This is a genomic window from Shinella daejeonensis (assembly GCF_024281235.1).
Lineage (GTDB): Bacteria > Pseudomonadota > Alphaproteobacteria > Rhizobiales > Rhizobiaceae > Shinella > Shinella daejeonensis.
Window position 1 is genome coordinate 123,862 of record NZ_JAHWXY010000006.1, and the last position, 13,300, is coordinate 137,161.

Genomic DNA, 13,300 nt, shown 5'->3' on the forward strand with positions numbered 1-13,300 from the left:
GCGTTCGATCACCTGTTCGCCGGCCGTGTCCTGGCGTGCCCCCAGCAGATGAAGTGCGGATTGGCGAAGTCGGCGTCGTCGGGCTGGTCGATCTTCCCATAGACAAACAGCGATCCGTCCACCTTCACCGTCGCGCCGCCCGCGGCCCGCAGAACCGCGTCTCCCGCCGCCGTGTCCCATTCCATCGTCCGGCCGAAACGGGGATAGACATCGGCCGCCCCTTCCGCGACAAGGCAGAACTTCAGGGAGGAGCCTATGGACGTGTTTTCCTCGATGCCGTTTTCTGCAAGAAACGCCATGGTCTCCGGATTGTTATGCGAGCGGCTCGCCACAGCGACGAGGCGGCCGGCCGGCGTGCGGCATCCGATCGGCTGCCGTGCGACGACGACGCCGTCTTGCGAGACCGTGAGCTTCTCCGCCCCTGTCTCCGCCCCGACGTAGGCGACCCCCTGCGCCGGCGCATAGACGACGCCGGCTACCGGGATGCCGTTTTCCACAAGCGCGATATTCACGGTGAAATCCGGCCGGCGGTTGATGAACTCCTTGGTCCCGTCGAGCGGATCGACGAGAATGAAGGCGTTTCCGTGAAGCTGCGGCACGCGGCCGGCGGCGACCTCTTCCTCCGCAACGACCGGGATATCCGGAAACAGCGCCGCAAGCTCCCTGAGGATCAGCGCTTCGGCCCGCTCGTCGGCCTCGGTCACCGGCGACCGGTCGTCCTTGAAGCCGACGGCGATCTCGCCATTATAGACGTCCATGATGACGCGGCCGGCGGCGATCGCGATCCGCTCGAAATTTTCCAGAAAATCCACGTCAGTCCTCACCCTGCTCATGCAGAAAGTCGACGATCCTGACGGCAAGATCCTGCGGCGTATGGCCAACCGTGTGCAGATGGATTTCCGGGTTTTCCGGCCGTTCATAGGGAGAACTGATGCCGGTGAAATTCGCGATCTCGCCGGCTGCGGCCTTGCGGTAAAGCCCCTTCGGGTCGCGCTTCGCACATTCCTCGATCGGCGTGTCGACGAAAATCTCGAAGAATTCCCCGTCCTCCAGCATCTCGCGAGCAAGGCGACGCTCCGAACGGAACGGCGAGATGAAGGACACCAGCACGATCAGGCCCGCATCCACCATCAGCCTGGCCACTTCCGCGACACGCCGGATGTTCTCCACCCGGTCTTCCTGGGTGAAGCCGAGGTCCCGGTTGAGGCCATGGCGCACATTGTCGCCGTCCAGCATGTAGGTATGCCTGCCGCGGGCGTGAAGCAGTTTCTCCACGCCGTTGGCGATCGTCGACTTGCCGGACCCGGAAAAACCGGTGAACCAGAGGACGGCCGGTTTCTGGTGCTTCAGTTCCGCGCGGGCCTTCTTGTGGACGTCCGTCGCCTGCCATTGCACATTGTCCGCCCGCCGCAGCGCAAAATCGATCATCCCCGCTCCAAGCGTGGCATTCGAATAGCGGTCGATAATGACGAAATTGCCCGTGGATCGGTTGTGCTTATAGGGATCGAAGGCGATGGGCGCCTGCAACGAGATATTGCAGACTCCGACGCCGTTCATCGGCAGCGACTTGACGGCTTCCTGGGCGAACGTATTGACGTCGATCTCGTGCTTCAGCGCGGTTATCGTACAATTCACGCTGTCTGTTTCGGTGCGCAGGATGTAGCTGCGCCCCGGCAGCAGGGGATTGGCGTCGAACCAGATGAGATGCGCCTGCAACTGATCGGTGACCTGCGGAGCGTCGGCCGGCGCCACGAGCATGTTGCCCCGCGAGACCTCTACCTGGTCTTCGAGGACGAGCGTGACCGCCTGCCCTTCGACCGCCTCGCGAAGATTTCCGCCATGGGTGACGATTTCCTTGATCTTCGAGACCTGCCGGGACTTGGCGACCATGACCTCGTCACCGACGGCGATCCGGCCGGAGGAGACCTGGCCGGCGAAGCCGCGGAAATTCAGGTTCGGGCGATTGACGTATTGCACGGGAAAGCGGAACGGTCTGTCAAGCGCCCCGTCCTCGATCGGCACGCTCTCCAGATGTTCCAGAAGAGCCGGTCCGTCATACCACGGCATCTGCTCCGACCGGGTCGTGATATTGTCGCCGAAGCGCGCCGATAGCGGGATCGGCAGGATCGTCTCGAAACCCAGGTCCTTGGCGAAGGCCATGTAGTCGGCGACAATACCGTCGAAAACCGCCTGATCATAACCGACCAGATCGATCTTGTTCACGGCCAGGACGATGTGGCGGATGCCCAGAAGCGATGCGATGAAAGAATGACGGCGCGTCTGGCGCAACACGCCCTGGCGGCTGTCGACCAGAACGATGGCGAGATCCGCCGTCGACGCGCCGGTCGCCATGTTCCGGGTATATTCCTCATGACCGGGCGTGTCCGCGACGATGAACTTGCGCTTTTCCGTCGCAAAAAAACGATAGGCGACATCGATGGTGATGCCTTGCTCCCGCTCGGCCTCCAGTCCGTCGACCAGAAGGGCGAAGTCGATGTTCTCGCCGGCCGTACCGTGTTTCCTGCTGTCGCTTTCGAGCGCCACCAGCTGATCCTCGAAGATCAGCTTCGTATCGTAGAGCAGGCGGCCGATGAGCGTGGACTTGCCATCGTCGACGGATCCGCAGGTCAGGAAGCGCAGCATCGACTTGTGTTCCTGCGCGTTCAGATAGTCGACGATGTTGCCCGCCGAAACGTTTGCGGTGTCGATCTTCATCAGAAATACCCCTCGCGCTTCTTCTTCTCCATCGAGCCCGCCTCATCCTTGTCGATCAGGCGGCCCTGGCGCTCCGAGGTGCGGGCGGTGAGCATTTCCGCAACGATCTTCTCGAGCGTATCGGCCTCGGACTCGATGGCGCCGGTCAGCGGATAGCAGCCGAGCGTGCGGAAACGGACCAGCCGCTTCGCCACCACCTCATCCTTCTCCAGTTGCATGCGATCGTCATCCACCATGATCAGCATGCCGTCGCGCTCGACGACCGGCCGTTCCGCCGCGAAGTAAAGCGGAACGATCGGAATATTTTCCTTCAGGATATATTGCCAGATGTCGAGTTCCGTCCAGTTCGACAGGGGGAAGACGCGGATCGTCTCGCCCTTGTTGACGCGGGTATTGTAGGTTTTCCACATTTCCGGCCGCTGGCTCTTCGGATCCCAGGTGTGGTTGGTGGTGCGGAAGGAGAAGATCCGCTCCTTGGCGCGCGACTTCTCCTCGTCGCGCCGGGCGCCGCCGAAGGCTGCGTCGAACCCGTATTTGTCGAGCGCCTGACGAAGGCCCACGGTCTTCATCACATGGGTGTGGTAATTGGAGCCGTGCCGAAAGGGATTGATGTTCTCGGCAACGCCGTCCGGATTGATATGAACGAGCAGGTCGAAGCCGAGATCCTTCGCCATCCTGTCCCGGAACGAAATCATTTCCCGGAACTTCCACGTCGTATCGACATGCAGGAAGGGGAAAGGCGGCTTCGCGGGATAGAAGGCCTTCATGGCGAGATGAAGCATGACGGATGAATCCTTGCCGATCGAGTAAAGCATGACCGGATTGGAAAAATTCGCCGCCACCTCCCGAAATATATGTATCGCCTCGGCCTCGAGCCTATCCAGATGCGAAAGATGCATTCCTAAGATGTCCTCTGAAGAATAGCTGGACGTGCAAGCCCATAGACGGTGTTCTACGCCTGCCCTTGCCAGACAGGCGCTGGAAGAAGGTCAGTTCATTCAAAAAGTAGCGGAAGATGTCAACCGAAAAAGGGGTTTGTTTCGGGTAGTCAATCCACGCCCGCTTCGAAATTAGAGCAATCCCGACACTTGCAACCATCAGAAGGACGGTGTTGGAAACAATCGGCCCTCAGCTCTAATCTTCTAAATCCCCGCAACAAGTTCACATCTATTGAACTCCTAATAATCCTGCCTATTCTTCTTAAGAAGATCGTTGGCGACGCTATTGATTCCCAAGGCCCGCTCACCGACCACCCTGTTCACGATGAAGTGGGGATTTATTCCGTCAATGCGGCAACGGCATGGCTGCACCGGGAAGCCGACGGATGAGATGGCCCGTTCAGCAGCAGCGACCTCTTGCATCATTCAGATCAAGAGCCGCCGCACAGACATTGGCGCCAAAAGCCAAGCAAGCGTATTGCGCTCTTACCGATAACCAAACGCCTCATAATCGCATCCGTAAACAGCCTCGAGCCGCGACCGGATGCTGTTCTGCCCAAACCATTCCGGCAACTGTTCGGTCTTATCCTCACCCGGATTACGGTGCCGTTCGCTGAGGGGTGCGGGATTATCCAGCCGCTCGGCAAGTTCCCGCCGCCAACTGCCGGGATCCTCCAGACGCGCAAGAATATGCGGCGCGAACAAATCCGGGCGCACGTCCAGAACCTGTGGACGCCAATGGTTGTTGACTTCCATCTCGCCACCGGCTTCGAGGCTGATGCGTATATAATCGAGGAAGCGCTCGAATCCTTCGCGGTTCATCGCATGGTGTTCCCAATCCATGCCAACGAGCGCATTCATTCGAAGCCGGTCCATCGAGAATTGTCCGTGCCGCAACCTTGCCGATCGACACAGATAGCGAAACGACGACCATGCCCGATCAGTCGGATGGCGCACGGACGCAATCCGTAGGCAACGATCAAGATACCCGCCCAGGCTTTCAACATCGTTGCGCAAGTGCAACTGACGGAAGACGCCGGCCTGCACGGTCCGATGCAACGCCGCATCCTTGTTGAGATCCGTCGGGTCCTCTATCACGGTGTTGCACACACAACCGAATTCAACTTCGAACAGGGCGTCGAGAACCGTGGTCGTGCCTGTTTTTCCTGAAGAGAAGAACGCCCAGCGGCCACTCGCTGGAGTAATCACATAGCTGAAGAACGTGTCGTGCGCGGCGCGCCCCTGAAATTCAGCCTTCCTGTGTTCCCACGACTGTTGCATCAGTCGCTGGGTAGTTTGCCAATTGGCGGGCTTATCAAAGAATATCGTGTTCATGTCATTCATCCGCCGCCCATTGAACCAAGCCTGGATTTCCGGTTTATTTTCATTCGAAGCCGTCGTGCAACCCGAGTGGACCCGGTGCTGCACACCTTTTTCTCCTTGAATCTAGCCTGCTGTAAATACCGGATCAATGATCCCGGTGGAGCCGGTGAAAACCGCTCCACCTCCACGGGCCGGCCATCCGCCGTAACCGTGCTTTGTGGTGTTTTTTGACGGCGTGTCGGCGGCTGGATCGGCATCGTAGGAGCAGGCGGGAAGACCATCAGCCCCTTCACGATCTCCTCAGGAACGGCGACACCCGTTCGACATAATCGTTGGCCCTTTCATCCGACCGATACGAGGAAACATCACAAATAACCCTGTGACTTTCCCGCTTACCTACGCGTGATTATCCAGTCGGCCAAAGTCGGTCATGAAGAGATCAGGATCGCAGCCGCAAGAGCGATTTTGAACGCTTCGCTACAGGGGATAGCGTCATTGCCGCAGCAACACTCATCTTTGCATTGAAATGGCGCGCCTCAGTGAGGAGACCTCGAACGAATTGTTCGAGGTTTTGACGGACTGGTGCGAATTTCTTGAGCGTCGGGAATCGAAAGATTCTCCGGTGCCGCCATGCCCCTAAGCGATGCGTTTAATTCTACAACCATTGAAACGGCTCACGGCAAAGCCACTCCGAAACAGAGGCGTAAACGCCCTGCGCCGTTTTGTATAAGGCTGTCGGATGCCGACCGCGCCCGCCTAGCTGTCGAGGCTGCGGGCGCTCCGCTCGGTGCCTACATCAAGGCGAAGGTTCTCGGAGAAGCGCCCTTACGGATGCGCCGGACGGGCCTGTCCGTCGAAGATCGGCAAGCCCATGCGCGGGCGTTGGCCCTGCTCGGCCAGTCGCGCCTTTCCAGCAACCTTAACCAGATCGCCCATGCGGTGAATATTGGCGTCCTGCCCGTCACGCCGGAAACGGAACTGGAACTGTTCGGCGCGCTCGCCGACATTCGCGAAATCCGCCGCCTGCTCATGACCGCCCTCGGTCTCAAGCCGGAGGGCCGGTCATGATCCTGAAGGCGTCCCAACGCGCGGGCGGGCAGGATTTAGCCGCTCACTTGATGCGTACCGACGACAACGAGCATGTGCGGCTGCACGAGCTGCGCGGCTTCGCATCCGACAATCTCAAGGACGCCTTCAAGGAAGCGGAAGCGATCAGTCGCGGCACGAAATGCACGCAATACCTCTTTTCCCTGAGTTTAAGCCCGCCTGCCGACGCGCATGTGTCCATCGAAACTTTTGAACTCACCATCGACCGGATCGAAGACCGCCTCGGTCTGCAAGGCCAGCCCCGCGCGACGGTGTTTTACACCAAGGAAGGGCGAACCCACGCGCATTGCGTATGGTCGCGCATCGACGCCGAAACACTCACCGCGAAGCAGATGAGTTTCTTCAAGACGAAACTCATGGGGATTTCCCGCAACTTGTATCTGGAACATGGATGGAAGATGCCGCGCGGCCTAGAGAACGCCGCCGAACGCAACCCGACGAACTTCAGCCTTGCCGAGTGGCAGCAAGCCAAACGGCAAAACATCGACCCGCGCTGGCTCAAGCAGGCCGTGCAGGATTGCTGGAAACAGGCCGACGACCGCAAGGCATTTGAACATGCCTTGCAGGATCGCGGTTTCTTCCTCGCCAAGGGTGACAAGCGCGGTTTCGTCGTCCTCGACCATGGCGGCGAGGTCTGGTCGCTGCCGCGTCTGCTCGATGTCAAAACGAAAGACGTTCGCGCACGGCTCGGTGACGGAGAAAACCTCTCGTCCGTTACCGATACGCGCAAGGTGATCGGCGCGCGCATGACGCCCGCCATCCGCCGCCATATCGAGGAATCCCGCGAACGGTTCGTGCAGCGCTCGGCGCAGCTTGCCCGCAAGAAAGAGGACATGACGCGGGCGCACCGCGCCGCGCGGGCCGAACAGGAAGAGCGCCAGAAGCAGGAATGGGACCTTGAGACCCTTTCCCGCACCGCTCGTCTGCCGAAGGGATTGCGCGGCCTCTGGCACCGCCTCACCGGACACTATCGGGATGTGCGCCGCCTGAATGAAGTGGAAGCCCAACGCTCCGCGATGCGGCAGGCCGAAGAACGGCAAGAGTTGATCGACAGGCAGCGCGAGGAACGCGCGGTGCTGCAAGAACGGTTCAAGGAACTGCGTAAAGCGCAGGCCGAACAGCTTCTCGACCTGCGCAAGGACATCGGCCGCTTCCTCAAATTCACGCGCGGCGTCGAGCCGCCATCACAGGGCCGCGAGGCATCCCGCGCGCCTTCCCTTCATCTGAAACTCGAACGCTGACCTTCAAGCAAGGAGATAGGTCATGTCCCAAAAGAACGATGAAACCACCGCAATCGCTATGGTCATGGCGTTTGCGGGTGTCGCCGTAATGATGTTCTTTTTTGTGATCTTCACGATTGCCGCCTTTGCAACCTTCGTGCTCACAATCCTGTGCCTGCTGTCTTGGAACAAGCCGCTCCATATCGGCAGGATTGTCTTTATGCCGGAAGAATCCCGCGCTTTCGTGCATTTCGGCCTTGCGGGGTCGCTGCTCGTGCCCGCCTTCATCCTGTTCGCGAGCCTGTTCCTCAACATTCATATCAACTGGAACTATCTCTCCTACATGATGCTAGGCGGGTACATGCTCGGTTCGCTCGGCCTCATGATGATGCTGGGGCAAGAAGGGCAGCAGGCCGCCCCGCCCACGGAATACACGCCGCCGCGCCATCAGCTTCCGGCCCCGCCGCAACGCGCCTTGCCGCGCCAACAGCCGGAGAATTTCCGCTTCGCCAGTTGGGACGACGAGGAATCGGAGCGAAATTGGGAAGACGAGGACGATCAGGAATGAGCTTCCGCCGCCTCGTGGACATCTATCAATTCTTCTGGATGCTGGAATCCCACGCGCAGCAGCGCCTTGCATGGGAGGACGCCGCCGAGGCACGGATAGCCCGCGAGCGCGCCGAAGCACAGGCAGCGGCGCAACTGCAAGCCATGCTGGACGCCAACCCGAGCGGCCAGCTTGGCAATGCGCAGCTGAACGATCCGCAAAACCTTGAGGATTCGGGGCTGCTATGAAGGACGTAACGACCTACCGGAATATCCGGCGCGGGATCGAAATGGGATTCCTCAATGGAACCGCCCTCGTCTATGGCGGCACGGAACCCGTCGCCATCGACGCGCAGGCAGGCAAGGGCAAGCTGGCCCGCTTTCTCGGCGTCAATTTGGTATCGCCGCGCACGGCGCACCTGACCAAGATCATCACCGACCCAAAGGACGCCGAACTGGCGTGGATTTCATGGAAGACGCTGGAGCGGCAAGGGTACGTCGTGCGCTTCATCAACGCGGGCCAGCTCTACGGTTATCCGTCCGAAACCTATAATTTCAATACGCGGCTGCTGGAAGTGGCGGCGCAGCTCGCGCTGCGCTCAATCGTCGGCGAGGTCGCCTATGATTGCGCGAGTTACCTTGTCCCCATCGACCCGCACCCCACGCACCGCTGGATCGGGCAAGGCGTACGAACGGCCTTCGCGCTCTACAACAAGATAACGGCGCTCTATCCCTCGAAACGCTGGCCCTGCACGGCGGGGGGCCTGTGGGACTTCTTCGGGCGGGGCCGCGAGGAAATCGCCGACGATCTTTATGTCTGGGCGAGTGACGGACGCATGGAGGAAGATTCCGGCATGTGCCGCCAGATCGCCAGCCTGACGCAATCGCGCGACCAGTGGAACGCCTATTCGTCCGTCATTGTCGAACGGCTGCAAGGCTTCCAACCAGGTTCGGCGGCACGGGCCGCGACAGAACGCAACTCTTTCGACCCTGCCGAAATGAAGCACGAGCGCACGGCGCTCTTCATCATTGGCTCGGCCCGCTCGGAAACCAGCCGGAATTTCGTCGGCTCCATGACCGCCGCCATCGTCGAGCGCTTCGCCGACGCGCACGGACCGCTGCGCGCCCTTCTCGTCGGCGAGGAATGGGGGCAGCTTTACGTGTCCAATTTCTATGAAATCCTCACCCTGTACCGCCAAGGCGGCGTCAATTTCCTCGGCGTGTTCCAGAACGCGGCGGCGCAGATCGAGGCCAAGTATGGGCGCGAGACCGCCCGTATCTGGAAGAAGGCCGTGGCGCACACGCTCTATCGCGGCCTGCCCGATACCGACACGCTGAAAGAAATCGAGCACCGTTCGGGCAAAACCTCGGTCATGGTGCGCGGCTTCAACGTCAACAATAATCAGGTGAACGGCTCCGGCGACAATCTCTCGGAACAGGCCCGCCCGCTGTTACAGGTTGAGGACATTCGGGCCGCGACGGGTGGGGAAAGCGGCCTGCTCGAATCCCGCGACCATGGATATTTTACCGTCGATATGCCGAACTTCTGGGAGCGCGAAGAAATGAGCGGCTTGCTCCGTGACGTGCGCGAAAGGCCAGACAAATATGCGTGGCTTTCGAATACCCATCTATTAGGGCGCGATCCAGATTGAATGTGGTTTGAAAAACGCGCTAAACCCTTACGGATCACCCATCAGTCGCAAAATACGCGCATTTTAACCTATTGTAATAAATTAGAAAAATATCCATCAAGCACCTCTACAGTTTGCAATGAGAAGCTCTTTCCCCTCTAGGGTATTTGGTATAAAATTCGGCGAATCCCAAACCGTATCATGAGATATGAGACATATAGAGAACACCGCCGCAAAAAAAAGCAAATTCCATTGGCTATCTCTTCAAGGAGATGACAATGGGCGGGCTTGTTATGACCAAGCTTTGCGAGAAACAGATAATTTTGTCGTTCTGCCCACCCTCGGCTCCCTGGTGCCGGGCTGGCTGCTATTAATTCCCAAATTTCCAATTAGCCGTCTGGCTGACTTGCAAGCCGCGCATCACGATGAATTTAAATATCTCATCGACTGTGTTTGGGGCGAACTTGAAAGCAAATTCGGGGAAACGTTTATTTTTGAGCACGGCGGCTATGCCGGCTCCCAAATTTCCTGCGGTGTTGATCAGGCCCATTTGCACTTTGTTCCGCTGCATTTCAACCTTACCAAGGCGGCCCATGAAGAAGGCTCCTATCATTGGCAGCCTCTTAAGGCGGGACAAACTCCTGCCGATGTACCCACCAAGCAGGAATACTTCTTTGTATCCTCAAGAAAAAAAGCGAGCTTTGCCGAAATACAGACGCCTGTTTCACAATGGTTTCGCAAACTTATCGCCGAGAAGATAGGTTCTCCAAGTGAGTGGAACTATAAAGAGTATTCCTTTTTAGATAACGTACATAAGACGATTAAAGTCATGGGTGGCCATGGCTGACGATACCGAAGAGCAACCGAATTATGACGATGGTAGAACTGTCGGAAATTGGACGTCCCGCTACAAGGCCGAGGCATGGTGGCAAATCGGCATCGAATTTGTTCTTTTACTGAGCTATTTGTTAGTAGCAAATTTTCTCATGTTACAAGCCATTCTGGTGCAGCCAGATACTGCCGTTAAATCGGGCTTTATATATCTTTCACCACTGGACGCCTATGTCGCCGAAGCAAACCTGAAATGGATGGCACTCGCGCTAGCCGGATTTGTTGGGGGAGCTGTATTCGATCTGAAATGGCTTTATCACTCGGTCGCTAAAGGAATATGGAATCGGGATCGCTGCTTGTGGCGTATTATTGTCCCCTTCAATTCATCAATGGTATCGCTGTTTACAGGATTTTTATTCGCGTCCGGAATCATACCCTTCCTGAAAAACGAAAGCTTCGATGATATTTATGCCCTTCTGGGCTTTGGTTTCGTATTTGGATATTTCTCCGATAACATTCTGGCAGCTCTTCAAAACTTGGCCAAACAAATATTTGGCACGCTGAATGATGGCTAACTCATGCTTGTTGACGCAAAGCCAAGCGGACCAAAGAATTTCGAGAACCACCTATCAATAAGTCAAAGATATGGTGCAAAAGCTGCTGGCTTGGCGATGCTGCCTCCGCAGTGGAGATTAGATTTCGCCGCCCTTTCCATAGAGAGTTACGATTATTGGCTTAAAAATAAAACGGTGGCTGGTTGCCCCGAAATTGCATCCTTAAAAGTGTGGCTCAAAAAAAAGAATTTCACGTCGATCATCGTCCGTTCAAGCGGGATCGATGAAACGCTATATGATCGCGGAAAATTCCGTTCTGTAATTTTGAAGCAGGGATGGGATTACTCGCAGTTAGAAGCAACAATTAACGATATTTTCCGGCACGCCCTGCAAACAGATGCGAAGGCGAAGCTGGGGATCGTTGTGCAAGAGTTCTTAAAGCCAGATTTTGCAGGACATTTGTCAAATGAACATCGAGTCAGCCCGACTATTAATCAGTGGTCTTATGAACTTGAATTTCCAAACTGGGCACCTTCAAAGGGTATAAACTCGAAATTCACGACTTCTCCGGATCCAAATAGCCCGCTTCACTGCGGCAACCAGATTCCCCATCAACCACTAAGATCGGTAGCTCACTTTCTCGCTGCGCAGTTCAAGCAACGTTGCCACTTAGAATGGATGGTATATCGCAGCACACTGTTTCTCGCTCAGATTGACTTTGAATGGCCGGAGCATGATGTTGGACTAGACCCTAAGAAAGATATAAAGGCAATTGCCCCTCCTGAGCTCGACCTAGACAAGAATGTGAGCTTAAAGCCGTACGAAATAGGCACTCAGACACATTGGCCGAAACTTAAGAATTTAAGCGATTTTGATTTCAACTCAGAAAGGGCCTCCCCCAGAATATACCCTCTCGACCCAAAGACGTTGAAGGCGGCATTTGGAGATCAGGAGCTAATGTCTTCGTTAAAACAAGACATGGTGGCGCTGACGGGAAATCGTTTGGTTGTGCGGACAGACTGCATACAAGAGGGTATCGGCCACTTTAACTTACCTCGTACCGACACTAAAACCGTTGAGGATGCTATAAGCTGGTGTCGAGAAAAGATTACTGCTCTGGAAGGCAGAGGGGTTGAGGAGGAAAATTATATGTTCCTCTTTCACGCGTTCCTGCCGGCCAGAGCATCTGCATGGGCTTACGCAAAACCAAACAGCCCAACGGTAATTGTAGATGCCTTATGGGGCTTGCCAGACGGCCTGCAAGTTTTACCAGTTGATACGTACGAAGTAAACGTTGCCAGAAACGAAGTTGTAAAAACAAAATCTACCTTTAAACCAAAATTCCTTACGGAACTTGAAGATGGTACTTGGGACTATAGACACGTAAAGAGTAAATCCGGAAGGAATCAGGTTCTCAGCCTTTCCGATAAGGTGGAAATCGCCAAAAGAACTAAAGACATTTCCGACAAATTGGGTGATGAAGCCCAGATTATGTGGTTTTGCGATATTCCTGATGGTTACAAAGTCGGAAGGAATTTGCCTTGGTTTCGGTCGCGCGAGAAATTTGATCCGGCTCCTAGGCAAGAAGTTCAGTTCAAGCCTTTTCCGGTATCAAAACCTGAGGACCTCATAAAGCTTCCGCCTGAGAAAGTTACAATTCAACTATTACCGGAGGCGAACTTAATCCGCGATGAAAGTTTTCTGGATAAAATTGTCGATATTGCGAAAGAAAAGCAATTGCCCGTTCAGCTTGAAGGGTCAATTCTAAGCCATGTGTTTTATAAACTAAATCAAGCCGGCATCTCTGTAGTTCTTTCAAACTCTCCTAAATACTATCGGAAGAGGCAGAAAAAGATTTTTGGGAAGCTAGTACGCGATAAAATACCGACAAATATCGCCGCAGGCGGGGAAGCCGTTAGAGAAGCCAAGATCGCCAAATCGGACCTAAATATAGCATTGGCTGGAAAGCTTTTGGAGGAGGTTGAGGAGCTTCTCAAGGCTTCTTCGAGAGAAGATCAGGCTGCCGAGCTTTCCGATATTCTGGAAGTACTGAAGGGGCTAGCGAAGGCATATAACGTTGAATGGTCGGACGTAGAAACCCTAGCCCTGCAAAAAGCTGAAAAGCGAGGAGGCTTTGAGGACGGACGGGTGTTAATAGAGACTGCACTTCCCCACCGCGATAGCCTGTTGGAACGAGATGAACATGTTAGAATTACTGACTTGGGTCGGGTAGATTGCACTGACACTAGGGCTGAGATTCCTTCCAGCAGCCTTATGGCAACGGCATTCGGCCCCGGTGTAATATTCTCATTTGAGGATGACCCAGTGCGCTTTAGGGTCGCCATGAGACAAGGTAGACTGCAAATAACCAAGATAGACCAAAAAGTCCCGCAAGAAAACAAAGCTCAGCGAGAGCTTTTTGACTTCGAATAACC

At 55.9% G+C, this 13,300-nt stretch carries 12 protein-coding genes; 8 read left to right on the plus strand and 4 right to left on the minus strand.

What is annotated here, in order from left to right; genetic code table 11:
- Positions 1-8 precede the first annotated feature (8 nt).
- From cysQ to KYK29_RS15570, 4 genes are all read right to left on the minus strand, one after another.
- Entirely contained in the window at positions 9-833 is an 825-nt protein-coding gene (gene cysQ / locus KYK29_RS15555; RefSeq protein WP_437437263.1) for a 3'(2'),5'-bisphosphate nucleotidase CysQ, read from the minus strand.
- Positions 814-2,715 carry a bifunctional sulfate adenylyltransferase/adenylyl-sulfate kinase NodQ gene (nodQ, locus tag KYK29_RS15560; RefSeq protein ID WP_254691821.1) on the minus strand — a complete coding sequence of 634 codons (1,902 nt, stop codon included), beginning with the start codon at positions 2,713-2,715 and terminating at the stop codon, positions 814-816. The genes cysQ and nodQ overlap by 20 nt, the downstream gene beginning before the upstream one ends.
- Positions 2,715-3,614: a sulfate adenylyltransferase subunit CysD gene (gene cysD, locus KYK29_RS15565; RefSeq protein WP_254691822.1), complete on the minus strand. Its 900-nt coding sequence runs from the start codon at positions 3,612-3,614 to the stop codon at positions 2,715-2,717. The genes nodQ and cysD overlap by 1 nt, the downstream gene beginning before the upstream one ends.
- Positions 3,615-4,139: 525 nt before the next feature.
- A complete protein-coding gene (locus KYK29_RS15570) occupies positions 4,140-4,988 on the minus strand; it encodes a sulfotransferase family 2 domain-containing protein (RefSeq protein ID WP_254691823.1) in 849 nt (282 codons plus the stop codon).
- Positions 4,989-5,606: 618 nt separating this feature from the next.
- Between KYK29_RS15570 and KYK29_RS15575 the strand changes: the two genes are divergently transcribed.
- From KYK29_RS15575 to KYK29_RS15610, 8 genes are all read left to right on the plus strand, one after another.
- Positions 5,607-6,044 (plus strand): hypothetical protein, encoded by a 438-nt coding sequence (locus KYK29_RS15575; RefSeq protein ID WP_254691824.1) that lies wholly within the window; start codon positions 5,607-5,609, stop codon positions 6,042-6,044.
- Positions 6,041-7,324 (plus strand): relaxase/mobilization nuclease domain-containing protein, encoded by a 1,284-nt coding sequence (locus KYK29_RS15580; protein ID WP_254691825.1) that lies wholly within the window; start codon positions 6,041-6,043, stop codon positions 7,322-7,324. Before KYK29_RS15575 ends, KYK29_RS15580 begins: the two co-directional genes overlap by 4 nt.
- 22 nt (positions 7,325-7,346) lie before the next feature.
- Complete coding sequence (locus KYK29_RS15585) at positions 7,347-7,871, plus strand: hypothetical protein (protein ID WP_254691826.1); 525 nt, start codon at positions 7,347-7,349, stop codon at positions 7,869-7,871.
- Positions 7,868-8,098, plus strand: coding sequence for a hypothetical protein (locus KYK29_RS15590; protein WP_254691827.1), 231 nt, complete (start codon positions 7,868-7,870; stop codon positions 8,096-8,098). Before KYK29_RS15585 ends, KYK29_RS15590 begins: the two co-directional genes overlap by 4 nt.
- Positions 8,095-9,501, plus strand: coding sequence for a type IV secretory system conjugative DNA transfer family protein (locus tag KYK29_RS15595; RefSeq protein ID WP_254691828.1), 1,407 nt, complete (start codon positions 8,095-8,097; stop codon positions 9,499-9,501). The genes KYK29_RS15590 and KYK29_RS15595 overlap by 4 nt, the downstream gene beginning before the upstream one ends.
- 187 nt (positions 9,502-9,688) lie before the next feature.
- The gene (locus KYK29_RS15600; RefSeq protein WP_254691829.1) at positions 9,689-10,327 is read left to right on the plus strand and encodes an HIT family protein; all 639 of its coding nucleotides are present in this window, start codon (positions 9,689-9,691) and stop codon (positions 10,325-10,327) included.
- Positions 10,320-10,886 carry a hypothetical protein gene (locus KYK29_RS15605; RefSeq protein WP_254691830.1) on the plus strand — a complete coding sequence of 189 codons (567 nt, stop codon included), beginning with the start codon at positions 10,320-10,322 and terminating at the stop codon, positions 10,884-10,886. The genes KYK29_RS15600 and KYK29_RS15605 overlap by 8 nt, the downstream gene beginning before the upstream one ends.
- A gap of 3 nt (positions 10,887-10,889) precedes the next feature.
- Positions 10,890-13,298, plus strand: a complete 2,409-nt coding sequence (locus KYK29_RS15610; RefSeq protein WP_254691831.1) for a nucleoside triphosphate pyrophosphohydrolase — start codon at positions 10,890-10,892, stop codon at positions 13,296-13,298.
- Positions 13,299-13,300: the final 2 nt, after the last annotated feature.